22 protein-coding genes are annotated in these 24,741 nt (G+C 45.5%); 12 read left to right on the top strand and 10 right to left on the bottom strand.

Annotated features, from left to right (window positions below):
• The first annotated feature begins 6 nt into the window (after positions 1-6).
• The 5 genes from EWM62_RS13135 (at position 7) to EWM62_RS13115 (ending at position 6,500) form a co-directional block, all read left to right on the top strand.
• Entirely contained in the window at positions 7-1,479 is a 1,473-nt protein-coding gene (locus tag EWM62_RS13135; protein WP_129877134.1) for a RagB/SusD family nutrient uptake outer membrane protein, read from the top strand.
• 29 nt (positions 1,480-1,508) lie between these two features.
• Positions 1,509-2,414 carry a LamG domain-containing protein gene (locus EWM62_RS13130; RefSeq protein ID WP_162499838.1) on the top strand — a complete coding sequence of 302 codons (906 nt, stop codon included), beginning with the start codon at positions 1,509-1,511 and terminating at the stop codon, positions 2,412-2,414.
• Between the two features lie 94 nt (positions 2,415-2,508).
• Complete coding sequence (locus EWM62_RS13125; protein WP_129877132.1) at positions 2,509-4,185, top strand: glucoamylase family protein; 1,677 nt, start codon at positions 2,509-2,511, stop codon at positions 4,183-4,185.
• Between the two features lie 67 nt (positions 4,186-4,252).
• Entirely contained in the window at positions 4,253-5,602 is a 1,350-nt protein-coding gene (locus EWM62_RS13120; RefSeq protein ID WP_129877131.1) for a glucoamylase family protein, read from the top strand.
• 97 nt (positions 5,603-5,699) lie between these two features.
• The gene (locus EWM62_RS13115) at positions 5,700-6,500 is read left to right on the top strand and encodes a carboxylesterase family protein (RefSeq protein WP_238989341.1); all 801 of its coding nucleotides are present in this window, start codon (positions 5,700-5,702) and stop codon (positions 6,498-6,500) included.
• Between the two features lie 54 nt (positions 6,501-6,554).
• On the opposite strand, the gene EWM62_RS13110 is transcribed toward EWM62_RS13115, so the two are convergent.
• From EWM62_RS13110 to EWM62_RS13080, 8 genes are all read right to left on the bottom strand, one after another.
• Complete coding sequence (locus EWM62_RS13110; protein ID WP_129877130.1) at positions 6,555-7,082, bottom strand: hypothetical protein; 528 nt, start codon at positions 7,080-7,082, stop codon at positions 6,555-6,557.
• 120 nt (positions 7,083-7,202) lie between these two features.
• On the bottom strand, positions 7,203-7,835 hold the full coding sequence (locus tag EWM62_RS13105) for a response regulator (RefSeq protein WP_129877129.1): 633 nt from the start codon (positions 7,833-7,835) through the stop codon (positions 7,203-7,205).
• Position 7,836: 1 nt separating this feature from the next.
• The gene (locus EWM62_RS13100) at positions 7,837-9,792 is read right to left on the bottom strand and encodes a tetratricopeptide repeat-containing sensor histidine kinase (RefSeq protein WP_129877128.1); all 1,956 of its coding nucleotides are present in this window, start codon (positions 9,790-9,792) and stop codon (positions 7,837-7,839) included.
• A 197-nt stretch (positions 9,793-9,989) separates the two neighbouring features.
• Complete coding sequence (locus EWM62_RS13095) at positions 9,990-10,262, bottom strand: hypothetical protein (RefSeq protein WP_129877127.1); 273 nt, start codon at positions 10,260-10,262, stop codon at positions 9,990-9,992.
• Between the two features lie 144 nt (positions 10,263-10,406).
• On the bottom strand, positions 10,407-10,529 hold the full coding sequence (locus EWM62_RS19690) for a hypothetical protein (protein WP_262708473.1): 123 nt from the start codon (positions 10,527-10,529) through the stop codon (positions 10,407-10,409).
• 161 nt (positions 10,530-10,690) lie between these two features.
• Positions 10,691-12,526, bottom strand: coding sequence for a glutamine--fructose-6-phosphate transaminase (isomerizing) (gene glmS / locus EWM62_RS13090; RefSeq protein ID WP_129877126.1), 1,836 nt, complete (start codon positions 12,524-12,526; stop codon positions 10,691-10,693).
• A 141-nt stretch (positions 12,527-12,667) separates the two neighbouring features.
• Positions 12,668-14,035, bottom strand: a complete 1,368-nt coding sequence (locus EWM62_RS13085) for a DUF4270 domain-containing protein (RefSeq protein WP_129877125.1) — start codon at positions 14,033-14,035, stop codon at positions 12,668-12,670.
• A 15-nt stretch (positions 14,036-14,050) separates the two neighbouring features.
• Complete coding sequence (locus EWM62_RS13080; RefSeq protein WP_129877124.1) at positions 14,051-14,875, bottom strand: glycogen/starch synthase; 825 nt, start codon at positions 14,873-14,875, stop codon at positions 14,051-14,053.
• A 154-nt stretch (positions 14,876-15,029) separates the two neighbouring features.
• Between EWM62_RS13080 and panC the strand changes: the two genes are divergently transcribed.
• Entirely contained in the window at positions 15,030-15,860 is an 831-nt protein-coding gene (gene panC / locus EWM62_RS13075) for a pantoate--beta-alanine ligase (protein ID WP_129877123.1), read from the top strand.
• A 106-nt stretch (positions 15,861-15,966) separates the two neighbouring features.
• Positions 15,967-16,317 carry an aspartate 1-decarboxylase gene (gene panD / locus EWM62_RS13070; RefSeq protein WP_129877122.1) on the top strand — a complete coding sequence of 117 codons (351 nt, stop codon included), beginning with the start codon at positions 15,967-15,969 and terminating at the stop codon, positions 16,315-16,317.
• Positions 16,318-16,321: 4 nt separating this feature from the next.
• On the opposite strand, the gene EWM62_RS13065 is transcribed toward panD, so the two are convergent.
• A complete protein-coding gene (locus tag EWM62_RS13065) occupies positions 16,322-16,837 on the bottom strand; it encodes a hypothetical protein (protein WP_129877121.1) in 516 nt (171 codons plus the stop codon).
• A gap of 284 nt (positions 16,838-17,121) precedes the next feature.
• On the opposite strand from EWM62_RS13065, the gene carB reads away from it, so the two are divergent.
• Together carB and EWM62_RS13055 are read left to right on the top strand one after the other, a co-directional pair.
• Positions 17,122-19,938 carry a carbamoyl-phosphate synthase large subunit gene (gene carB / locus EWM62_RS13060; RefSeq protein ID WP_129877120.1) on the top strand — a complete coding sequence of 939 codons (2,817 nt, stop codon included), beginning with the start codon at positions 17,122-17,124 and terminating at the stop codon, positions 19,936-19,938.
• Between the two features lie 83 nt (positions 19,939-20,021).
• Positions 20,022-20,714 carry an acyl carrier protein gene (locus EWM62_RS13055; RefSeq protein ID WP_129877119.1) on the top strand — a complete coding sequence of 231 codons (693 nt, stop codon included), beginning with the start codon at positions 20,022-20,024 and terminating at the stop codon, positions 20,712-20,714.
• Positions 20,715-20,973: 259 nt separating this feature from the next.
• Here the strand turns inward: EWM62_RS13055 and EWM62_RS13050 are convergent, their stop codons facing one another.
• Positions 20,974-21,438, bottom strand: coding sequence for a DUF4920 domain-containing protein (locus tag EWM62_RS13050; RefSeq protein WP_162499837.1), 465 nt, complete (start codon positions 21,436-21,438; stop codon positions 20,974-20,976).
• 129 nt (positions 21,439-21,567) lie between these two features.
• Between EWM62_RS13050 and EWM62_RS13045 the strand changes: the two genes are divergently transcribed.
• The 3 genes from EWM62_RS13045 to gcvT are packed head-to-tail and all read left to right on the top strand — an operon-like array spanning position 21,568 to position 24,651.
• The gene (locus tag EWM62_RS13045; protein WP_129877117.1) at positions 21,568-22,260 is read left to right on the top strand and encodes a ribonuclease HII; all 693 of its coding nucleotides are present in this window, start codon (positions 21,568-21,570) and stop codon (positions 22,258-22,260) included.
• A gap of 60 nt (positions 22,261-22,320) precedes the next feature.
• On the top strand, positions 22,321-23,514 hold the full coding sequence (locus tag EWM62_RS13040) for a glycosyltransferase family 4 protein (protein ID WP_129877116.1): 1,194 nt from the start codon (positions 22,321-22,323) through the stop codon (positions 23,512-23,514).
• A gap of 57 nt (positions 23,515-23,571) precedes the next feature.
• Positions 23,572-24,651 carry a glycine cleavage system aminomethyltransferase GcvT gene (gene gcvT / locus EWM62_RS13035; RefSeq protein WP_129877115.1) on the top strand — a complete coding sequence of 360 codons (1,080 nt, stop codon included), beginning with the start codon at positions 23,572-23,574 and terminating at the stop codon, positions 24,649-24,651.
• Positions 24,652-24,741: the final 90 nt, after the last annotated feature.

Raw genomic sequence — 24,741 nt, 5'->3', positions numbered from 1 at the left:
TCAGTCATGTTTAATAAAAACATAAAATACGCACTTGCACTAAATATATGCGCAGTGCTGACGATATCGCAAGGTTGCAAAAAAAGCTTCCTTGACGTTCCGCCACAAGCACAACAGCCCAGCGTTGAGTTCTTTAAAACACAGGAAGATGCAACCAAGGCGGTTAACTCTATTTACGCTAACCTGCGCGAATGGAAACAAACAGCATTTGCCCCCATGGCTGTAGAAAGCCTGGGCAGCGATGAGACCGAGAAAGGCAGCAGTGAAGGCGATGCTACTTACATGAACGCTTACGACAATTTTACCGTATCGGCAACCGACGGGCAGCTGCAGGATTTTTGGAACGGCCAATATCAAAGCATCCAGCTTTGTAACCAGGTGCTTGATAATGTACCGGGGATAGATATGGATGCCGGTTTAAAAAGCCGCTACCTTGCCGAAGCAAAATTTGTTCGCGCTTACAATTATTTTAGGTTAGTACGCGCGTTTGGCGATGTAGTATTAAGGCTGCATTTACCAAAAGATGCATCAGAGTATAACTTGCCGCGCACACCCAAAGCAGAAGTTTGGGCTGCGATTGAAACCGACCTTACTGATGCTGCTGCCGTTTTACCTCAAAATTATGGTTCGGCAGATGTTGGCCGTGCTACAAAAGGCGCTGCATTGGCGCTACATGCCAAAGTTGCCATGTACCAGAAAAAATGGGGCGATGTTTTAACCTATACCAACCAGGTTATGGGCATGGGTTATACGCTGTTCCCTAACTTTGAACAGTCGTTCCGCATTGCTAACGAAAACAATTCCGAATCGGTGTTCGAGATCCAGGCTAAAAGCTTGCCGGGCATAAAAGATGCGTCTACAAGCCAGTACTCACAAATTCAGGGTGTGCGTGGCCAGTCAGGCGGCGGATGGGGCTTTAACGTACCTACCCAGGCACTGGCAGATGCCTTTGAAACCGGTGATCCCCGCAGGGATGCCACCATCATTTTCCGCGGTGAAACAACACCCGAAGGAGATGCTATTGCCGCAACCGGCGACAACCCGCGCTATAACCAAAAATCATACGTGCCTTTTAACGTTCCGTTTGTGCAAAACGAGGGCGAAGACCAAAATGTGAGGGTTATACGATATGCAGAGGTTTTGTTAATGAATGCCGAAGCTGCCAACGAAACAGGTGATGCTACAAAAGCATTAGCCGATCTTGAACTGGTTAGGGCGCGTGCAAGAAATGGCAACAACGCCGTTTTACCTAAGGTTACTACCACAGATAAAGACGCCCTGCGCACAGCTATCTGGCATGAACGCCAGGTTGAGCTGGCTATGGAGTTTGACCGTTACTTCGATGTTATTCGCCAGGGACGCGCGCAAGCCATATTTGGCCCTAAGGGCTGGAAACCTAATAAAAATGAAGTTTGGCCGGTACCGCAAAACGAGATCGACCTATCTGCCGGTGTGCTTACACAAAACCCCAATTATTAATAATTAATATCAGCAAAATGAAAAATATAATGAGAAAGCTTACTGTGACCCTGCTTTGCGGCATAGGGGTAAGTGTGGCATTAACAGGCTGCCAGGAAAAAGCTAACGATTACCGTCCCGAAAAACCGATCCCTAAAATTGGCGGATACAATAGCGCTAATGAGGTTGGCTCGGGTAACCTGGTTATGTATTTGCCATTTAACGGCTCAACTACCGATAGTGTTGGCAATTTAGCAGGCACTGCCACCGAAACAAGTTTTGGTGCAGGTATAAAAGGCCAGGGCTTTGAAGGCGACCCTACCGGTTATGTAACTTACGGAAGCACCGGGGCTACTATCCCTGTGATGAAGAATTTTACGGTATCGTTCTGGATAAACGCCCAGGCGCCTAAAAAAGACGACCCGGCACGTGGCATATTCTCGTTAAATAACAATAAGGACTTTTGGGGGAATATTGACATTTACCTTGATGGATACCGCAGCTTAGATACCATGAACTTTAAAGTGCACATTAACAACGATGCGGTTAACTGGAAAGGCCAGTTTACCAACGCGCTGGTTTCTAACGCGTGGGGTAAATGGGTACACATGACAGCCGTTTACAACGATACTACTTCGGTGTTTAACATTTTCGCGAACGGCGAACCTATAGAAGTTAGTACGGCCGGAAACACCACCAAGGTTGGCCCTAAACTGCATGGCGACGACCCTGCAGCTGCCGATGTGCCGTACGGCCCGTTAAAGTTTGTTAACGCCACAGCAATGGTTGTAGGTAGCTGGCAGTTTCAAACTATGCCTCCTTTAACAACCACAGCATCGGCACAAGGCTGGGCTACAGGGTTTTCCGGGGGATTAGATAATTTCAGGATATATAATAAAGCGTTGAATGCAGAGGAAGTAAAATCGCTTTACTTGCTCGAAAAATCGGGAAGATAAACATTTGGTTGAGTATGAGGTTGTTCGGTTAATAGCCGGGCAGCCTCTTTTTTTGGAAGATTTTGCGGCTATGGCTTACTTAAACGTATAGATGATGAGAGATTTAAAGATTTTTGCAGGTTGTGGTTTACTGGTATTGCTATTTGCCTGCAAAGGCGGGGGTGGGCCAAACCCGGTACCGCCGGTGCCGCCACCGGTTACCCCTGCATCATTTAGCTTTTACGCGTTAAAGGTTAACGGAATATACAGTGGGTTTACCTATACCAACGTAAACAAAAAACCGGTTATCAAAATCACTTTCTCAACACCGCTTAACAAGTCATCCGTTGCCTCTGCAATCAATTTAAAAGATAAATCGGGCACGGCAATTAGCTACACAGCCACTTACGAAAACAACGACAGCACAGTAATTATAAAGCCTGCGCTGGCTGCCATAACCAAATACACATTGGATGCCACCACCGGCCTTAAATCGGCCAAAGGCGGCAGCTTACAATCAGCCCTTAACATTAACCTTACAACCGGTATCGATTCTACAGATAAGTTTACTGCCATATCAGACAATCAACTGCTGGACCTGGTACAAAAGCAAACGCTTAAATACTTTTACGATTTTGGGCACCCCGTAAGCGGCCTCGCCCGCGAGCGCAACTCATCGGGCGATGTGGTTACCACAGGCGGTTCGGGCTTTGGCATTATGGCCATGGTGGTTGGTGTAAACCGCGGCTTTATAACCCGCGCCGGGGGCCTTGCCCGTATGCAAAAGATAGTTGGGTTTTTAAAGACAAAAGCCGCTACTTTCCATGGCGCGTTCCCGCATTGGCTAAACGGAGCAACAGGCGCGGTGCAGCCTTTCAGCGCGCAGGATAACGGTGCCGACCTGATCGAAACATCGTACCTGATGCAGGGCTTATTAACTGCCCGCCAGTACTTTAACGGGGCCGGTGCCGATGAAACAACCCTTCGTGCCGATATCAACACGCTTTGGAATAATGTAGAGTGGGATTGGTTTAGGCAGGGCGATCAAAATGTGTTATACTGGCACTGGAGCCCAAGTAATGGCTGGGCCATCAACATGAAAATAAGCGGCTGGAACGAAGGGCTGATAGCATACGTGCTGGCGGTATCGTCAACAACACATGGCGTGCCGAAGGCTGTTTATGACAATGGCTGGGCGGGCAATGGCAGCATGAAGAACGGGAATACTTATTATGGCGTTAAACTGCCATTGGGCCCTGCGCAGGGCGGCCCGCTATTTTTCGCGCATTATTCATTCCTTGGGATTAACCCCAACGGGCTGGCCGATGCATATGCCAATTACGATGGCCAAAATAAAGCGCACAGCCAGATCAATTATAAATACGCCCTGGCAAACCCTAAGAATTATTACCATTACGGAGCCGATTGCTGGGGCTTAACCGCAAGCGACATTGAGGGCGGTTATACTGCCAGTTCGCCAACAAATGATGTGGGTGTTATAGCGCCTACAGCGGCAATATCGTCGCTGCCGTATACTCCAACCGAATCGATGGCTGCGCTGCGCTTTTTTTATTACAAGCTGGGTGATAAAATGTGGGGGCAATATGGTTTTTACGATGCTTTTAACCTAACCAACCCATGGTTTGCCGACTCGTACCTGGCTATTGACCAGGGGCCGATAATTGTAATGATAGAAAATTACAGAAGCGGGCTTTTATGGAATTTATTTATGAGCTGCCCCGAAGTTAAGAATGGAATGAAAGGCTTAGGATTTACGGGTCCATCATTATAGTTTGCCAATTATATATCGGCTGCAAGCCTTGTATTGCGGCTTTATTAACCTATTAATAAATTAACTGATGAAGAAAATATTACTATCAGCCTTTATGGCAATAGCATCCGTTTGCTGCGTGGCCCAAAAGCCTGCTACCAATACGGGTGGTATAAAACCGGTGGGGATCATAAAAAACCTCGGCGACAGCGCGCTGTTAGATGTGGTACAGCGCCAAACGTTCCGTTACTTTTGGGATTTTGGGCACCCGGTAAGCGGCCTTGCCCGCGAACGCAGCAACCGCTCTTTTGATTATGGCGACGAGGTAGTAACCACCGGCGGTACCGGCTTTGGTATTATGGCCATGATAGCGGCCGATCACAGGAAGTTTATTACACACGACCAATCTGTTGACCGGATGCTTAAGATAGTTGAGTTTTTATTCAGGGCCGATGCTTACCATGGCGTGTTCCCGCATTGGTTAAATGGAGAAACCGGTAAAACCATCCGTTTTGGCCGCAAAGATGATGGCGGCGACCTGGTAGAGACCGCCTACCTGCTGCAGGGGCTTTTGTGCGCCAAGCAATACTACGCCGCCAATACCCCAAAAGAACGCCGCATACGCGATGTTATCAGCTGGATCTGGGGTGAGGTGGAATGGAGCTGGTACACGCACGAAGGCCGCGATAACCTGTACTGGCACTGGAGCCCAAACAACGGATGGGCAATGAATTTCCCTATCCGCGGGTTTAACGAGTGTTTAATAACATATATCCTTGCCGCATCTGCAGACCGCTACCCGGTTAGCGCCGATGTTTACCACCGCGGCTGGGCACAAAGCGACTTTTTTAAGAACGGGCATACCTATTACGGCTATAAGTTGCCTTTAGGCTTCCCGTATGGCGGGCCGTTATTCTTTTCTCAATATTCTTTCCTTGGGCTAAACCCTAAAGGTTTAAAAGACCGTTATGCCGATTACTGGGAGCAAAACGTTAACCATACCCTTATTAACCGGGCATATTGTATTGATAACCCTAAAAAGTACAAAGGTTACGGCGAAAACTCATGGGGCTTAACCGCAAGCGATAACTACGAGGGCTACAACGCCCATGCCCCCAATAACGATTTAGGTGTAATAAGCCCGACAGCCGCATTATCCGCTTTCCCGTATACACCAGAATATTCCATGAAGGCGCTGCGTCATTTTTACTACGACTTAGGGGACAAAATATGGGGCGAATATGGGTTTACCGATGCCTTTAGCGAATCGCATAACTGGTATGCAAAATCGTACCTGGCTATTGACCAGGGGCCGATTGTGGTGATGATAGAGAATTACCGCAGCGGCCTGTTATGGAAGTTATTTATGAGCTGCCCCGAAGTACAGCAGGGGTTAAAAAAGCTTGATTTTCAAAGCCCTGCACTTGCTGGTAAATAGTTATTAGCCTGTGCTTTAATAAAATACTTTGCAGGTTTTAGATAGAAAGGCGTTAATTTACGTTTAAAAAGGGTTAACCGAAATTAAACTTCTATCAATGACATTTAAAAAATTAGCAATATTGGCAATGCTGGGTACCATGTACCTGGCATTGCCTTTTTTAGCGCAGGCACAAACCAACAGCGCTTTTGACAGGGGCTCGTTCATCAATAAAACGGATACCCTTGCGTACCGTATTTTGTTCCCCAAAAAGTTCGATCCAACTAAAAAATACCCGCTTATCATTGTGCTGCACGGCGCGGGCGAACGCGGCAGCGATAATGAAGCACAAATTAAATATGGGCCAAAATTGTTTCTGAACGATACTATCCGCCAAAACTACCCTGCTATAGTAGTTTTCCCGCAATGCCCGGCAAACAGCTTTTGGTCCAACGTAAAAATAGAACAGAACACGGCCAATAAATACGTTTTCAACTTTCAGGAAGGCGGCGAACCCACTACCGCCATGCACGCCCTGCTTGGCCTGGTTGACCAACTGCTTGATAAGCCTTTTATAAATGATAAACAGGTTTACATTGGCGGCCTGTCTATGGGGGGTATGGGTACATTTGAAATGTTACGGCGCAAGCCAAAAGTATTTGCGGCCGCTTTTGCCATTTGTGGCGGAGATAATACCAACAATGCCGAAAAGTATGCGAAAAAAGTGCCGCTATGGATCTTCCACGGGGCTAAGGATAGTGTGGTGCCGTTTGAACATTCGCAGGTAATGGTTGATGCCATTAAGGCAGCCGGCGGCGACCCAAAGTTTACCGTTTACCCTAATGACGACCACAACAGCTGGGACGATGCCTTTGCCGAACCCCAATTAATACCGTGGCTTTTCTCGCACAGTAAATAAAAAAAGCGGCCCCGAATATCCGGGGCCACCTTTTTAGTTGAGGTTTAGTTGATATTATTGTTTGGTTACTTTACCTGTGAAAGTGCCTTGCTCAACAAAAGCCTCTTTACCGGCTTGTGTGTGGGCAACTATGTAAAATGTACCTTCGGCTTCTGTATCGGTAAGCTTGGTTATTTTAACCTCGCCGCCACCTGTCATGCCACCAGTTGCGGCATAAGCAGTACTGTAATTTAATGTCGGATCGGCAGTTTTAGTGTAGTCTTTTAATAACACAGCTCCATTGCCGTCGTTGTTGGTATCGTCAAGGCTAAATGTACCTGCACCGGTTACATTACCTAATACGATAGTGATGGATTCGTTACCATTATCACGGATAGCAGTCAACGTCCAAAGGTTGCCCACCTGTACGATTGCTGCTTTTGTGCTTGTAAAGTTTGTGCCGTTAACACCATCAAAGCCATAGTTGCTTGCTTTTACGGTTACCGCCCCGGTAGATGCCTTAACGTTGTCATCCTTTTTACATGATACCGCTGTTACGGCAATTAGCATTGTTAGTATAAATGCGTTTTTAAGTTTTTTCATCGCTTTGTTTTTTTAAGTTGTTTGTTGTAAACAAAGTTGATGAAAGCGGCAAGGCTGTACAATCGCCTTTAAAGGGCATTTTTTAGTACGTACTAACCGCAAGACAACATCAGGAACATATTAAATGATCTTGCGTTCGTAGGCATATTTAAGCAGGCCTACCACTGTTTGGGTGTTGGTTTTGCGCAGGATGTTTTTGCGATGGGTTTCTACAGTGCGCTCGCTTATAAAAAGCATATCGGCAATTTGCTTGTTGCCAAAATCCTGCTCTATCATACGGATGATCTCTATCTCGCGGTCGGTAAGGCGCGATGATTCGTCCTGGTTGCGCTTAAAGGATTTCATGAGCTGCAGGGTAATATCCTGCCCAAAATAATTTTGGCCTGATGATACTTTGTTAAGCGCTTCTATCAGTTCCTGCTTGCCGGTATTTTTTAAGATATACCCGCTGATGCCGGCATCAATCATTTCGGCAACCACCTGGCTCTCGCTAAACATGGACAGGGCAATGATCTTAATATGCGGAAACTTCTTTTTTACCAGCCGGGTAAGTTCGATGCCGCTCATTTCGGGCATGCTTACATCGGTTAACAAAATATCGGCATTCAGGGCGGCAAGGCAATCAAGGGCTTGCGTGGCGCTGGTGCTTTCGCCAACTATCTCAAAGCCGCTAATGGTGTCAATTATTAGCCTCAGGCCATCAATAACCATCTGGTGGTCATCTACAATAAAAATACGTTTTACAGCTTCCATATTAGTTTAGGGGAATTAAAATAGCAACCAGTGTACCTTTGCCCGGCGATGATGAAATATCTACCGTGCCTTTTAAATATTCAACACGGGTTATGATGTTCTTTAACCCAATGCCTTCAAATTTTTCTTTGTCTGATGTATCAAACCCCCGCCCGTTATCCTCAATGGTCACTGATACCTCGTCGCCTTCCATCTGTAGCTGTATATCCAGTAAGGATGCTTTGGCGTGCTTTATTACATTGTTCACCGTTTCCTGTATCACCCGGTAAAGCACAATCTCTATACTGCTATCCAGCCGGTTTGCCAAGCCTGCAACATCAAGCACTATCTTAAGCCTGTGCGAGTCTATCTTATTCACAAAATCGCGCAGCGCGGATGTAAGCCCCAGCTTAAGCAACACGTTCGGCATCATCTGGTGTGCAATGGTGCGTACCTCTTTGCAGCTTTCATCAACCATGGCCATGGTTTTATCGGCCAGTTCGCGCGTTTCAGTATCGGCTATATTTAATCGCTCCAGTAAGGTATCAAAATTCATCCGCGTGGCCGATAGCAGCTGCCCCACACCGTCGTGCAAATCACCGGCTATACGCCTGCGCTCATTCTCTTCAGCTTCTATAATGCTTTTTGTGGCCATGTCCTGCTGCCTCATTACTTCGGCCTGTAAAATGGCGGCCTGTTTTAAACGGTAACGGTTATAAAATAGGTAAGCAAAAGCAGCAAACACAATAAATATACAGCATATTATAAATATTGTGGTATTTCGCTTATCTATTTTTAATTGCTGTATCAGCGTTTGTTTATTAAGCAAATTTATACGCTCTTCTTTCTTCTCGGTTTCGTATTTGGTTTGGATCTCGGCTATCTGCTTTGCCGAAGCCTCGTTCATCGTCGAATCTTTATAATCGGTATGCAGCTTAAAATATTCGATAGCTTTTGGATAATCCTTTTTGCGGTTATAAATGGTAAACAACGACAGGTACCCATCGCGCAGGCCTACTTTAAAGTTAAGTTCTTTTGAAATGGCAATGGCTTTCAGCATCAGGTCCTGCGCTTTAGCCAAGTCGTTTTTGTCTAAGTATACGTTGCCTATGTTTACGTAGGATGTAGCCACGCCTATCTTATCGTCCTGGCTTTTACGGATCTCTAATGATTTATAATAATAAGGCAAAGCTTTATCGGGTTTGCCGCTGTAGAAGTACATATTGCCAATATTGTTATACAGCACCCCAATACCCCGCACGTTATTTAACTTTAATTTGAGCTTAAGCGATGCCAGGTTATACTTTAACGATCTGTCATAATCTTTTTGCTCCATATATACATTGGCCATATTGGAGTAGGCGTAGCTTTGGCCAAGCTCATCGTTCAGTTCTTTATAGATCTCGAGGGCTTTGCCATGATACTCTAAGGCGCGGGGATAGTTGATAATGCCCTCGTAATACACATTGCCTATCCAGATGTAGGAACCGGCCAGGCCTTTTTTATCGTTGATCTTAGCGCGGATGCGGGCGGCTTCGGTGTAAAAGCGCAGTGCGTTTACGTAGCTGTTCTGGTCATAGTTATTGTGCCCCAGGTTCATGAGCGAGTAGGCCGCGCCAAGGCTATCCTTTATCCGCAGGCGGGTACTAAGCGCGAGGTTTATCAGCGAATCGCTTATCCTGCGCTCGCCGCGGAAGTTGTAGAAGGTACCCAGGTTGTTTTGGATATTGCCTAATATTTTATCAGCATGGCTTTTTAAGGCAAGGGCCATACCGCTGTTGGCGTATTTGATCGCCAGGGCGCTGTCGGCATCCACATACTCCATCATCAGGTTGTAGTACACCTTTGCCTTAACAGTATCCTGCTTGGTGGTTTTAAGCACTTTTACCAATGAATCTACCCGGACTTTATCCTGCGCGAAAGCATTACTCAGCAAAAAGCTAAGCAGCAGGACTAAAGCAAATTTTAATTTGTGCATTCTTAATCAGAACCGGCGGATTTACAGTTTAAGGGGAAGCTATAAAAGTAGGTTTTGCCAATTCTGATAAAATACCGTCTATCACGTATATATATCTGCGGGATTTACGCATTTTTTAAATTTCAACCCGATGCGCGGTGGGTGTAAACAAAAACAGCAGCCGGTTGGGCTGCTGTTAGTATTCATTTTATTAGGGCTTAAAATCGCTCATCATTTTCAAGTTCATCAGTGCCGGCGCTATCGTTATTGGTAATGTGGTTGTCGGCGTTCAGCTCGGTTGTGGGCTCGCTTTCACTCAGGGTTTCGGCAATGCCGCCTATATCGGCAACAACGCCGTCCTTGTTGGTGGCCTTTTCGGTGTCATCTTTATTGGTGATCACATCCTGTTCGGCGGCATTTACTTTCGGGTCGCCGGTTTCGCCTTCTAAAGGAAATTTATTGCCGGGTGTGGGGCTATCTGGAGTATTCATGGTTATTCGTTTTTTAAATAATAACGCATGAATGATGTGGTTGTTTGGCAAGCGGCAGGCTATTCGGTGTCCCTTTTATATTGACATTGGGCTAAAACTCCAACTCCAGCAGCACCGGGCAATGATCGGAATGCCTGGTTACAGCTAATATGGCGAGCGTTTGGTAGCTGCCTTTATACAGTTAGGTACTTTTCGGCCATTTTTCTTTTTCATACCCGCTATTTTGTAGCCTGCCCAGCAGGGCCCCCGTTTTCCACGATGTGCCATAATATTAATTTTAGTTTAAAAGATTATGGCAAGGATTGTTCCAATTTAGATTTGAGATGTGAAATTTTAGATGTAAGATGAAAAACTCGTTAAAAAAAGTGAGATTTAAGACCCTGTTCAGGGTCTCAAATCTCACATCTAATATCTCACATCTGAACTTATTATTCCACCGTCACCGATTTGGCGAGGTTACGTGGCTGGTCTACATTACAGCCGCGCATTACCGCAATATGGTATGATAACAGTTGCAACGGTATGGTAGCTAATAATGGCACAAAGGTTTCGCCTGTTAACGGGATCTCTATGGTGTAATCGGCCATCTCCTTAACATCGGTATCCCCTTCTGATACGATGGCTATAACGTGGCCGCCGCGTGCTTTTACTTCCTGTATGTTACTGATCACCTTTTCGTACGATGAGTTTTTAGTTGCAATAAATACCACAGGCATATCTGCATCGATAAGCGCGATAGGCCCGTGTTTCATTTCGGCAGCAGGGTAACCTTCTGCATGGATATAAGAGATTTCCTTAAGCTTAAGCGCGCCCTCTAAAGCAACAGGGAACGAACTGCCGCGGCCCAGGAACAGGCAATTAGCCGAATCTTTAAAACGCTCGGCAATTATTTTAACGGTATCGTTACATTTTAAGGTTTGCTCTACCAATGCGGGGATCTCGTCCAGTTCGGTAAGGTATTCAATAAACTTACTTTCGGTAATGGTACCGCGCTGCTGGGCTATGTAGAAAGCTATAAGGGTTAACACGGTTACCTGCGCAGTAAACGCTTTGGTTGATGCTACACCAATTTCCGGCCCGGCGTGGGTATAAACCCCCGCGTGGGTTATACGCGGGATAGATGCCCCCACCACATTACAAATGCCAAATATGGTAGCGCCTTTTTCTTTAGCCAGTTCAATAGCTGCCATGGTATCGGCCGTTTCACCGGATTGTGATATGGCTATAACCAGGTCTTTCGACGAAATTATAGGGTTACGATACCTAAACTCCGACGCGTACTCAACCTCTACCGGCACACGGGCGTATTCTTCTATCAAATACTCCCCAACCAACCCGGCATGCCACGATGTACCGCAAGCCACAATAATAATACGGTCGATATTTTTAAGCTTCTCGATATACTCTTTTATACCACCAAGCTTAACCAAACCTTGCTCGGGGTATATACGGCCTCGCAGACAGTCGCGGATGGAGCGGGGCTGCTCGTATATCTCTTTAAGCATAAAGTGGTCGTAGCCGCCTTTTTCAAGCATTTCCAGCTTAAGCTCAAGTTCCTGTATATACGGGGTTTGTATGGTATTATCAATGTGCTTTATCAGCAGGTCATCGCGCCTTACATAGGCAATTTCGTTATCATTTAAATAAATAACGTTTTTAGTGTATTCAACAATAGGGGTAGCGTCTGATGCAATGAAGTATTCGCCTTTGCCAACGCCAATAACCATCGGGCTGCCTTTGCGGGCGGCAATAAGTTCGTCAGGCTCTTCCTCGCTCATAATAACAATGGCATAAGCACCTACAACCCTGTTCAGGGCAAGCCTTACGGCTTCGCGCAGGCCAAGGCCGGTTACGTCTTTTATTTCTTCTATCAGGTGTATCAATACCTCGGTATCGGTATCGCTTTTAAACACATGGCCTTTTGATAATAACGCTTCTTTAAGGGTAGCATAGTTTTCGATTATACCATTGTGTATGATAGTAAGTTTTCTATCGCCCGATGAGTGCGGGTGCGAATTCCTGTCGCTTGGCGCGCCGTGGGTTGCCCAGCGGGTGTGCCCCATACCAGCCGAACCGGCAAGGTCTTCGCCGCTAACATGCGCTTCCAGGTCGCTTACTTTTCCGGCCTTTTTAAAAAGTTTCAGCCCCTCATTTGCTAACGCGATACCTGCACTATCGTACCCCCTGTACTCAAGCCTGTGAAGTCCTTTTATTACTATTGGATAGGCATCCCTAAAACCTATATAACCTACTATGCCGCACATAAATGAATAGAATTTTGATGTAAAAAATAGAATTAGATGTGCGACAAAAGTAAGGAGATAAATAGCATTATCAATGCTAAAAAACGGATATAAAAAAAAATACCCCATTTGGGGTATTTTTCAATGCCTTTAAAAAGTTTTTTACTGGTTTAATTTGGTATAAATTATCTTAAGCCTTATCCGGTATGGGGAGTCCTTTCCTACCAGTATTGATCGTTCCGCATACGATGGGGTAGCCGTAATATCAATATTGGCTGTGGTTGGGTCGGTAGGCGCTAAAAACGTGCCATAATCTACTGTTTTCCCCCTGATAAGATCTTGCATATAAGCTGTTACTATAAAATGATACTCGCCGGTTGCAGGATCATACTGCCCCCCAAAAACAGATGCACGCGGGTCTGAAGTGGACGCATCCTGCAGGTTTATACGCTGATGAGCAATATCGTATTTATATAACGTTAATCGTTTATTGGGCGCAAAGGGCGTAGTAGTACCGGGCCTCACTTTAACAATTAATTCGGCCCGGTTTATAATTACCTTATTCTGTATAGAATCGAACATGGTTTTGACATTCGGGAACGTTAATTTAGCCTTTAGCCCCAAAAGCCCTTGCATATATACATTGCCATCTGTTGATGTTTTATCTAAAGCGGCCTGTACATTTGCGGTGTATGTGTGCTTTATCTCGTTCACGTTTACACCCAATGGCAAAGCTATTGACGCGGTATCTACGGTAGATCCTACAGCCAGTTTATAATAAACCACTAACGCTGCCGAATCGAGGCTGAAAAACATATTACCGCCGGCACCATCTGTAACATGGTTTTTATCTATTGTGAGGTAAATCCCTTTAGTATTATTTTCAAACAACGGGTTAGAGGCCAGCGCGGATGCCGAAGCGTTAAAAAAATTAGTATAAATAAACTGAGGGTCTATAGGTATGCGCACTTGCGGCCTTACTTTTCTTAAAGTATCCGGGGCGCCTTTAATAATCTGATATATACGTATGCTGTCATGAGCCCTTGCATAAAAGGTTTTTGTACCTATCTGGTCGGGGTTAAATGCAAAATGTTTGGTGTTATAGTATGATTTTGAAGCAACAATATTCTCAGTAAGCTGGTGTACATCTACCTTAAATGTTGATATAAGCGAATCACCATAAAAACCATTGGAGGAATAAGGCAAAACTAACCGGGCCGAGTCAATACTGATTTCGCCGGTGGGCTTCGTGTAAGCGGCCCTTCCGGGTAAAGATAATACCGCGGCTATATTCGCTTCGGTAGTGCCAAAATCCGTGTCTTTAAAATACGCCAAAGGCGCCCTGGCAAATAAATTATTAGTTACAACACTATCCTCGGGCACAGTAGTGGCTATCATACCGGTGTCTGTTACCATGCTACCCTTTATCTGCGTATCCGGGTCCAGGCCTATGCCATCCTGGGTTTTACAGCTATTCAAAATAAAAAGACTTATTAACAGGGTTAATAAGCCTAATTTGTAAAATTTCATATATAATTTTAAAGCTTATGCAACATCCACCAATTGATCGTTGGTGATTTCGTCGTAAAAATTGTAATAATTTTCGAAATCAGAAGTGGAAACGTATTCTAATACCGATTTATTGCTGTTTTTAACATTATTTAACACATCTGCATCAATATCGGCGCTGCCTAATACAATACCGTCGCTGTAGTGGATAGCACCTGCATACATGGCATTGTTGGTGCCCTCTTTATAAACTTCGGTGTTTGCTTCGGTCATATCGCCCATTACAGCTTTACGTGCAAAATCAGGATCCATTGTTTCTTTAAAATCATTGCCGTAAATAGAATAAACTACTTTCGAGTTTTTAAAGGTAGGGTCGTCTTTGTATGTTGTTTTTAAATACGCAGGCACTAAAGCGCTCATCCAGCCATGGCAATGGATAACATCAGGTGCCCAGCCAAGTTTTTTAACGGTTTCTAAAGCGCCCTTGCAAAAGAAGATCATGCGCTCATCGTTGTCGGCATAAAACTTACCGTCTTTATCGTTAAACACATGCTTACGCTGAAAATACTCTTCGTTATCTAAAAAGTACACCTGCATACGTGCTGCAGGGATTGAAGCAACCTTTATGATCAGCGGATTATCGTTATCATTTATAACAATATTCATCCCCGATAAGCGGATAACTTCATGTAAGCGGTTCCTGCGCTCATTAATATTCCCGAAACGCGGCATCAAAATGCGTATTTCAAACCCCTTTTCCTGCATTGCTTGCGGAAGCTGGCGTGTTATTTCGGCAATTTTTGTGAGTTCAAGGAAAGGAGACATTTCATGAGTTATGAACAAAAGCTTAGATTTACCCATCACTAATCAGTATTAATAAATGTAAAGAAGTCAAAAAATTTGAGTTTGCAAATATAAGCATTATTATATGAACTGGCAACCACTTGTGCAATAGGGTTTGGTAGTTTTTAAGTATTTGTACACCTTTACCAAATTTTCGCAACCTTATTTTAGCTTGAAAACATTTACTACCCGCCGGCATCTCCGGGAATTTTTAGCTGCGCAAACCACTGCAACCATTGGGTTTGTACCTACCATGGGCGCATTGCATAACGGCCATCTATCGCTAATTACGCAGGCTAAAGAGGCCAACACTGTTACCGTTTGCAGCATTTTTGTAAACCCAACCCAGTTTAATGACCCCAAAGACCTGGAAAATTATCCCCGCCCCATTGAAGCTGATAAAGCCAAACTGGAGCAAGCAGGCTGCGATGTTTTGTTTTACCCCGGTGTAAGCGAAATTTATGACGATAATGAGCAATGGCATTTAAATATAGGCCCGCTGGAGCATTTGCTCGAAGGCGAATTCAGGCCCGGCCATTATCAGGGTGTAACGCAGGTGGTATATAAACTGTTGGATATTGTTAAGCCCGATACGCTTTATATGGGCCAAAAAGATTACCAGCAGTTTATGGTGGTTAAACGGATGGTAGAGCTGATGAACATCCCTGTTAAAATGGTGATGTGCCCAATTGAACGCGAGCCCGACGGCCTTGCCATGAGTTCGCGCAACATTCATTTAACGCCCGCAGACAGGCAGCATGCGCTTGTACTATCAAAAACCTTGAACTGGGTTAAAGCCAATTTTAACGGCGATGATATAGCCACCCTACAGCAGCAGGCTATGGAAAGGCTGGGCGCTGAAGATGGCGTACAGCCCGAATACTTCAGGATAGTAGATGGTAAAACGCTTTTACCCGCCAATAGTAACAGCCTAACTATTGTAGCCCTAACCGCTGCCCGCGTGGGTAAAACAAGGCTGATAGATAATGTGTTGATACGATAGTTAATGGCATATGTTCATAGAACCGTCATAGATATATTACAAATGCAAAACATTACCATGAACCATCAACTATGAACCATCAACCAATTATTCCTACCTTTGCGCCATGATCATTGAGGTATTAAAATCAAAACTTCATCGCGTTAAGGTAACACAGGCCGAACTGAACTATGTTGGCAGTATTACCATTGATGAGGATCTTATTGAAGCGGCCAACATTATCCCTAACGAGAAGGTACAGATAGTGAACAATAATAACGGCGCCCGCTTTGAAACCTACGTTATAAAAGGCGAACGCGGCAGCGGTACCGTATGCCTTAACGGCGCAACCGCAAGGCTTGCGCAGGTTGGCGATGTTGTTATCATCATGTCGTACGCTTACATGGAAACCGAAGAAGCCCGTGCATACGAACCTATATTGGTATTTCCTGATGCGAATAATAAATTATTAAAGTAACTGCTTAATTGGCCGGGCTGGCAGATATGCCCAGTACAACTTTTAACCTGGCATCAATATCAATTTTATTGCGCAGGTGGTAAACCATGCGGATCCGCACACTTTTTTCGCGGATAAGCGCATCCAAAAACTTGGTGTTATCGATATCCAGCACCAGCGAGTTACCCACGTTAGGGCCAATATCGCTGCGCGATGCTACCATAACTTCTTCATCGCCATTCATTTTCGACATATAAATTTTAGCCGATGCCAGGTTGCCAATATTAAACTCTGACGGATTTCCTGCCGATATTTTTGCAGAGACAATGCGCACATCATTAACCCTGGTGCCCGTGTTACCAAAATTTTGGTCGAAACTGTTGCCGGTACTTGTAGCGGTTTGCGCTGTGCCAACCGGTGCCGATGCAGGTATAACCACCGCGGCCGTGTAAGGGAAGGTTGATTTTACAATGGATTGTACCGTGGCGCAGCCACAAATAACACAAATAAAAAGGGTGGCGATAAGTAAGGATTTTTTCATGATTTTATATTGTGCAAGGTAGTTTTTAGTAGTGCAATTAAAAATAATTAATGATTTGTATATCATCAGCATAACACACGAAGCGGATATCACATTAAAATTACAAATTTAAATTTCAAATCCCCGCAAATTACTATCTTTGCACCCCGACGCTGAGGTCGGGATTTTTCGCCTTTCAGCGCATAGGATTTTCAAGTCCTTAGTCGGTAGTCGTTAGTCTTTTATCGCTTGATCTAAGACCCTGGCTTAAGACTTTGGACATAAGACTTAAGACTTAAAAAACTATGCCCAGAGATACTTCCATCAAATCCGTTTTAATTATTGGTTCGGGCCCTATTATTATAGGCCAGGCGTGTGAGTTTGATTATGCCGGTTCGCAGGCTGCGCTTTCGTTGAAAGATGAAGGTATATCTGTAACCATCATCAATAGCAACCCGGCAACCATCATGACCGATAAGGTTATTGCCGACCACGTTTACCTTTTACCCCTTGAGCCGGAAAGCATAGAGAAAATATTACAGGAACGCCAGATAGATGCGGTGCTGCCTACCATGGGCGGGCAAACAGCGCTTAACCTTTGCATCAGCGTTGCCGAACGTGGCATTTGGGAAAAATATGGCGTTAAAATAGTTGGTGTTGATTTAGATGCCATCGAAAAAACAGAGAACCGCGAAGCCTTCCGCCAGTTAATGGTTGATATAGGCGTTGGGGTGGCTACATCAAAAATTGCCAACTCGTTTTTAGAAGGTAAAGAGGCCGCGCAGCAAATTGGTTTCCCGCTGGTTATCCGCCCAAGTTATACCCTTGGTGGTAAAGGCGCAGGCTTTGTACATAAAAAAGAAGATTTTGACGCGGCGCTAAGCCGTGGCCTGCAGGCATCGCCAACCCACGAGGTTTTGGTAGAGCAGGCGGTTTTAGGCTGGAAAGAATACGAACTGGAGTTATTAAGGGATGGCAATGATAACGTTATCATCATCTGCTCTATCGAAAACTTCGACCCGATGGGTATCCACACCGGCGACTCTATAACCGTGGCCCCGGCCATGACCCTGAGCGATCGCTGCTACCAGCAAATGCGTAACCAGGCCATCAAAATGATGCGTGCCATTGGTAACTTCGCGGGTGGCTGTAACGTACAGTTTTCGGTAAACCCGGCAGATGAAGAGATCATCGCCATAGAGATAAACCCGCGTGTATCTCGCTCATCAGCATTAGCATCAAAAGCAACAGGTTACCCAATCGCTAAAATAGCTGCGAAGCTGGCCATTGGTTACAACCTCGACGAAATAGAGAACCAGATCACCAAAACAACTTCGGCTTACTTTGAGCCAACTTTGGATTACGTGATCGTGAAGATCCCTCGCTGGAACTTCGATAAATTTAAAGGCGCTAACCGCGAGCTTGGCCTTACCATGAAATCGGTAGGTGAGGTAATGGGTATTGGCCGCAGCTTTATCGAGGCTCTACAGAAGGCTTGCCAGAGTTTAGAGATTGGTCGTGCCGGCCTTGGTGCCGATGGCCGCCAGAGCCGCAACCTGGACGAGATCATGCACAGCCTTGAGCATCCAAGCTGGGACAGGTTGTTCCACATTTACGATGCCATGAGCCTGGGTGTACCTATCGAATCTATCCGTAAGGTAACCAAAATTGACCGCTGGTTCCTGAACCAGATCCAGGATGTGGTAAACATTGAAACAGAACTTCGTCGTTACTCATTAAATAATATTCCTGAGGATTTCTTCTTCACCCTTAAACAACGTGGTTTCTCGGATACGCAAATTGCCTACGTTTTAGGTAACGTAACCGAAGAGGACGTTTACCAGCGCCGCAAAGCCCTGGGCATAAAACGTGTTTACAAAATGGTGGATACCTGCGCGGCCGAGTTTGCTGCCAAAACACCATACTATTACTCAACTTACGAAGGCGAGAACGAATCAATCGTATCCGATAAAAAGAAGATCATCGTATTAGGATCGGGCCCGAACCGTATCGGGCAGGGTATCGAGTTTGATTACAGCTGTGTACATGGCCTGCTTGCCGCCAAAGAAAGCGGTTACGAAGCAATCATGATCAACTGTAACCCCGAAACTGTATCAACCGACTTTAACATGGCCGACAAGCTGTACTTTGAGCCCGTATTTTGGGAGCATGTACGCGAGATAATCGATATGGAGAAGCCAGAAGGCGTAATTGTACAGCTGGGTGGTCAAACAGCCCTTAAAATGGCCGAAAAGCTGCATCAGCATGGCATTAAGATAATCGGTACATCATTCAATGACATGGATGTTGCCGAAGACCGCGGCCGCTTTAGCGACCTGTTGAAAGAACTGGGAATCCCATACCCTAAATATGGCGTTGCCGAAAGTGCCGAAGAAGCATTGGTTGTGGCACATGAGGTAGGTTACCCGGTATTGGTGCGCCCAAGCTACGTGCTTGGCGGCCAGGGCATGAGCATTGTGATAAATGATGAGGATCTGGAGAAAGCTGTGGTAAACCTGTTGAAAAATTTACCCGGTAACAGGGTATTAATTGACCACTTCCTTGACCGCGCTGCCGAAACCGAGTCTGATTCTATCCACGATGGCGAGGATGTGCACATTATTGGTTTGATGGAACATATCGAGCCGGCCGGTATCCACTCAGGCGATTCATTCGCGGTACTGCCACCGTTCGATCTGAGCGACAACGTGATACGCCAAATGGAAGAATACACCGAAAAAATTGCACGTGCCCTTAACGTTCGCGGTTTACTGAATATTCAGTTCGCGGTTAAAGATGATAAGGTGTATGTGATAGAGGCTAACCCGCGCGCATCGCGTACGGTGCCGTTTATAGCTAAAGCATACGATGTACCTTACATAAACATAGCCGCCAAAGTAATGCTTGGCGTAAACAAATTAAAGGATTTTACCATTGAGCGCAAGCTTAAAGGATATGCAATAAAAGAGCCTGTGTTCTCGTTTGATAAGTTCCCTGAGGTTGAAAAACAACTGGGCCCCGAAATGAAATCTACAGGCGAAGCCATCAGGTTTATCCCTGATCTGGAAGACCCTTATTTCAGGCATCTGTATAAAGAAAAATCAATGTATTTGAGCAAGTAATTTAAAACTGGCATCAGTTTTGAATTTAGGATTAGCCGCCGTTAATTTTACGGCGCTGGATGGTTTAATTTAGTACTATAGTATTGAGAGTTAATTTGAAGAATGCGCCGGTTGGTAATTTGAGCAATATCGACCCGGAGGATGTAAGTGATGTTTTACTAAAGATCGAAAGATCGTTCAATATCAGGTTCACAGACAACGACATTAGCACAATAAAAACCTTTGGCGCACTATGCGACCTGGTGGTTGAAAAAGTTAAATTAGTACAAAGCGACAGCTGCACCACGCAGCAGGCCTTTTACAAATTGCGTAACGCCATTAACGCCAAAAAGCCCATTGAAAAATGCGAGTTGAGGCCGCAGACCAAACTTTGTGAGCTTTTTCCCCGCGATAACCGTATTGAAGTTGTAGGCGAACTGGAAAGCGAAATGGGTTTCCACGTTAACCTGTTACAGCCTAAGCAATGGATTGTTTACGGCTTTGCCGGATTATTGCTGGCCGCTATTACCCTGTCATTTTATAATAATATAACCGGGTTTATTTTGGCCGGTATTGCGGTTACAGGGTTGGTACTTGCAGGTAAATTTGGCAAGGAGCTAAAGGTAAAAACCCTTGGCGACCTTGCCGAAAAAATTGCCCGCGAGCATTATCTGAGCTGCCGCCGCAACGCATCAACCATAAACCGCGCCGAGGTAGCCGAGAAGGTGCGGGAGCTTTTTGCCGATTACCTGCACGTAGAACCGGCATCATTACGAAAAGAAGCAAGGTTTGCATAGGTAGCGTAAAGCTGAAAGGAATAAAGCGTAAAGCTTTTTGACATAGCGATGGGTTTTATACCCATCGCTATTTTGTTTAATAAGGTAACCAAGCGATGAACCCCCTCCCACAACACCGACCGCCACACTCCTCCCACCGAAGGAAGTGAAACCATCGTTGCAATATGCACGCTCGGTCATCCTGAGCCTGTTGAAGGGCGCGCAGGCCCAACGGCTAATGGTTCGACAAGCTAACCATGACATTTTTAAAACTGCAAACTCACCTATCCACCATCAACCCCCTCACCTCAAATGTTATCCTTGCTTTGGGGTTAACCTTTTCCTGGTGCTGTTTGGCACCGGTAACCGTATCGCCTGCAAAGTGCTGCATATCATCTGCCGTTAGCAGGCGCTGGGCTACACCTTCGATAATTACCGTACGCCCGTTTATGGCTTCGGGGAGCCTGATGTTGTAATTTTTAAAATGCGCAGCAATCACTTTCCCGTTGCCGGCATCCATGTCAAACCAGCCGCCTTTTTCTTTGGTAACCCGGATGATCCTGCCAACGATGGCCGTAGTTTGGCGGATTTTTTTTCCCATAAGGGTTTCTATCTTTTCGGCAGGTACTGGCGCTATCTCAGTAGGTTTATCGCCAAAAACCATTCCGTGTGGCAATGGGGTATGCTTTTGGGCAAAGCAGTTTATCCTGCAAAAAACAAAGGCGATAAATACTAATTTCTTCATCAAATGTTTAACATTCGTAATAGTTGTTAGTTTGAACAATTGTACCATCCATAGTTTATTTATCAACAGGTATTGTATGCGCACGGCTTATTTTAAGATATTTGCACCAGAGGAAGCAAGCGCGAACGGATGTTATTAGCAAGGTACCAGCACGATTTTATTGAAGCAGGATGTGACGAGGCCGGCCGCGGCTGCCTTGCCGGGCCTGTTTTTGCCGCCGCGGTTATCCTGCCCCGCGATTTTGACCACCACTTGCTAAACGACTCTAAACAGCTTACCGAAGAAGTGCGGTACCAGCTGCGCATCGAGATAGAAGAAAAAGCCATTGCCCACGCCGTGGCCTGGTGCGATAATACCGAGATAGACGAAATCAATATCCTTAACGCATCCTTTCTGGCCATGCACCGCGCAATTGATAAGCTGCTTTGCATCCCCCAGTTTTTAATTATAGATGGCAACCGCTTTAATAAATACGGCGAAATCCCGCACCATTGTATTGTAGAGGGCGATGCCAAATACTTCAGCATTGCTGCGGCTTCCATACTGGCCAAAACCTACCGCGATGATTATATGAAGCAGATTGCTTTAGAACACCCCGAGTACGACTGGCATACCAACAAGGGCTACCCAACTATAAGTCACCGTAAAATGGTTTTAGAACGCGGCCACACACCATATCACCGTAAAACATTTAAAGTTACCCAGCCGGGCCAAAGGGGCGTACCAATTTCTGAAGAGTTTGTTGAAAACGCCTCACCCCAAACCCCTCTCCGGCTGGAGAGAGGCATTAAGAAAAAGTCTCCCCTACCGGGAGAGATTTAGAGGGGGCTTGCCAAACCCTGTAAGGATTAATACCTTTGCCTTACCAATTATCTACGCGTTTTGAGGATTCTGATATTAACACATCGTGCGCCGTTCCCGCAGAATGGGGGCTACCCCATAGTGGTTGGCAATACCATTAAAGGTTTTATTGGCCTTGGGCACGATGTTACTTTGATATCCCTCAATGTTAAAAAGAACAGCGCCCCGCGCGAACGCGACGAACTGCTTGATAAAATAAACTACACCGAGTACGATATTGATACCCGCGTTACCATGATAGAGGCGGTGAGCAACCTGTTTACCAACAACTCGTACAATATTGATAAGTACTACAACGCCGGGTTCGAGAAACTCCTGCAAAAAAACCTGCAGGAAAACCAGTACGATATTATCCAGTTGGAGGGCATTTTTGTTGCGCCATACCTTGGGGTTATCCGCAGAAATTCAAAAGCAAAAGTAATCTTCAGGGCGCATAATATCGAGCACCAGGTTTGGCAAAAGCTGGCCCAGCAAAAAAGCGACCCGTTTAAGCGCTGGTACCTGCAGCTGCTGGCCCGCCGCATAAAAAACTATGAGCTGGAATTGCTGAATAAATTTGACGGCATGGTGGTGTTTACAGCGCAGGATAAAACTTCTATGCTATCCTTTGGCACCGACATCCCACTTACGGTGCTGCCTATCGGGATAGACCTTTCGCTTTACAACCCCGACTATACCAAAACCGATTACCCAAGCCTGTTTTTCCTGGGTTCGCTTGACTGGCTGCCCAACCGCGAGGGGATAGAATGGTTTATTGATAATTTCCATAAAGACCTTACCGACGGCAGCCTGAAAGCCAAATTTTACGTGGCCGGCCATAACATCCCCGAGCGGTTCGACGATTACGAAGTGCTGGGCAAAGTGTTTATCCACGGCGAAGTTGACGATGCGCTGGAATTTGTGAACAGCAAATCCATCATGATAGTACCGCTGCTTTCGGGTGGTGGTATGCGGGTGAAGATCGTTGAAGGGATGGCGATGGAAAAATGTATTATCTCTACCTCGCTTGGGGCCGAGGGCATCAATATCGAGAATGGTAACAATATCATCATTGCCAACAATTTGGATGAGTTTTACGAGGCCGTTAAAAAATGCATTACCGACGAGCATTTTTGCCGTGAAATTGGGCGTAACGCCCGTAAGCTGATAGAGGAGCAGCACGATGTAAATGCCGTAACCCGCCAGCTGGCTGATTTTTATAAATCAATTGCATAAACAAGCCTGTTCACTACAGCTATTTTGCTATTTTTGCCACGCGACAAAAAATAATAAATGAAGAATACAGCTTTAACACAAGTACATACCAACCTGGGTGCTAAAATGGTACCATTTGCCGGGTATAACATGCCCGTACAATACGTTGGCATTAATGCCGAACACGATACCGTACGCAAAGGCGTGGGTGTGTTTGATGTAAGCCACATGGGCGAGTTTATTTTAAAAGGCGAGAACGCGCTCGACCTGATACAGCGCGTTACCAGCAACGATGCATCTAAACTATACGATGGCAAAGTGCAGTACTCCTGCCTGCCAAACGAGGACGGCGGCATTGTTGACGACCTGCTGGTTTACCGCATAGACGAGAAAACTTACATGCTGGTTGTTAACGCCTCTAACATAGAAAAAGACTGGAACTGGATCTCTAAATACAACACCAACGGTGTGGAGATGAAAGATATATCAGACCGTACATCGCTGCTTGCCGTACAAGGCCCTAAAGCTGCCGACGCGCTGCAAAGCCTTACAGATATCGATCTGGGTTCGATGGAGTATTATACCTTCAAAAAAGGCCGGTTTGCCGGTATCGAAAATGTAGTTGTATCTGCAACGGGCTACACTGGTGCGGGTGGTTTCGAGATCTATTTTGATAACGAGCACGCCGGATTTATCTGGAACGAGGTATTTAAAGCAGGTGAGCCATTCGGTATAAAACCAATTGGTTTGGCCGCGCGCGATACCCTGCGTTTAGAGATGGGCTTTTGCCTTTACGGTAATGATATAGACGATACCACATCGCCATTAGAGGCCGGACTGGGTTGGGTAACTAAATTCAGCAAAACATTTACCAATTCAGAGGCTTTACAGCAACAAAAAGCAGCAGGTGTAGAACGCAAGCTGGTAGGCTTTGAAATGATAGACCGCGGTATCCCCCGCCACGATTACGAGATCGTGGATGCCGATGGCAACGTTATAGGCCGGGTAACATCGGGCACCCAGTCGCCATCGTTGCAAAAAGCTATCGGCCTGGGTTATGTGAAAAACGAATTTGCCAAAGAAGGCACCGAGATCTATATCCTTATCCGCGATAATAAAGTAAAAGCACAGGTGGTAAAACCGCCGTTTTATAAATAAGGGCTTTGCCCGTCATTGTGTCATTAGGTCATTGTGTCATTTTTTGTGACCAGTGACCTAATGTTTTTTCCAATGACCTAATGACTCAAT

The organism is Mucilaginibacter terrigena, from assembly GCF_004168255.1.
Taxonomy (GTDB): Bacteria; Bacteroidota; Bacteroidia; order Sphingobacteriales; family Sphingobacteriaceae; genus Mucilaginibacter; species Mucilaginibacter terrigena.
The sequence above is the reverse complement of the archived record's forward strand: the minus strand, read 5'-3'. Positions and strand labels throughout refer to the sequence as shown.

Coding starts and splice junctions, on each gene's coding strand:
- EWM62_RS13135 (WP_129877134.1), top strand. CDS start 7: ATGTTTAATAAAAACATAAAATACGCACTTGCACTAAATATATGCGCA.
- EWM62_RS13130 (WP_162499838.1), top strand. CDS start 1,509: ATGAGAAAGCTTACTGTGACCCTGCTTTGCGGCATAGGGGTAAGTGTG.
- EWM62_RS13125 (WP_129877132.1), top strand. CDS start 2,509: ATGAGAGATTTAAAGATTTTTGCAGGTTGTGGTTTACTGGTATTGCTA.
- EWM62_RS13120 (WP_129877131.1), top strand. CDS start 4,253: ATGAAGAAAATATTACTATCAGCCTTTATGGCAATAGCATCCGTTTGC.
- EWM62_RS13115 (WP_238989341.1), top strand. CDS start 5,700: ATGACATTTAAAAAATTAGCAATATTGGCAATGCTGGGTACCATGTAC.
- EWM62_RS13110 (WP_129877130.1), bottom strand. CDS start 7,082: ATGAAAAAACTTAAAAACGCATTTATACTAACAATGCTAATTGCCGTA.
- EWM62_RS13105 (WP_129877129.1), bottom strand. CDS start 7,835: ATGGAAGCTGTAAAACGTATTTTTATTGTAGATGACCACCAGATGGTT.
- EWM62_RS13100 (WP_129877128.1), bottom strand. CDS start 9,792: ATGCACAAATTAAAATTTGCTTTAGTCCTGCTGCTTAGCTTTTTGCTG.
- EWM62_RS13095 (WP_129877127.1), bottom strand. CDS start 10,262: ATGAATACTCCAGATAGCCCCACACCCGGCAATAAATTTCCTTTAGAA.
- EWM62_RS19690 (WP_262708473.1), bottom strand. CDS start 10,529: ATGGCACATCGTGGAAAACGGGGGCCCTGCTGGGCAGGCTACAAAATA.
- glmS (WP_129877126.1), bottom strand. CDS start 12,526: ATGTGCGGCATAGTAGGTTATATAGGTTTTAGGGATGCCTATCCAATA.
- EWM62_RS13085 (WP_129877125.1), bottom strand. CDS start 14,035: ATGAAATTTTACAAATTAGGCTTATTAACCCTGTTAATAAGTCTTTTT.
- EWM62_RS13080 (WP_129877124.1), bottom strand. CDS start 14,875: ATGGGTAAATCTAAGCTTTTGTTCATAACTCATGAAATGTCTCCTTTC.
- panD (WP_129877122.1), top strand. CDS start 15,967: ATGATCATTGAGGTATTAAAATCAAAACTTCATCGCGTTAAGGTAACA.
- EWM62_RS13065 (WP_129877121.1), bottom strand. CDS start 16,837: ATGAAAAAATCCTTACTTATCGCCACCCTTTTTATTTGTGTTATTTGT.
- carB (WP_129877120.1), top strand. CDS start 17,122: ATGCCCAGAGATACTTCCATCAAATCCGTTTTAATTATTGGTTCGGGC.
- EWM62_RS13050 (WP_162499837.1), bottom strand. CDS start 21,438: ATGAAGAAATTAGTATTTATCGCCTTTGTTTTTTGCAGGATAAACTGC.
- EWM62_RS13045 (WP_129877117.1), top strand. CDS start 21,568: ATGTTATTAGCAAGGTACCAGCACGATTTTATTGAAGCAGGATGTGAC.
- gcvT (WP_129877115.1), top strand. CDS start 23,572: ATGAAGAATACAGCTTTAACACAAGTACATACCAACCTGGGTGCTAAA.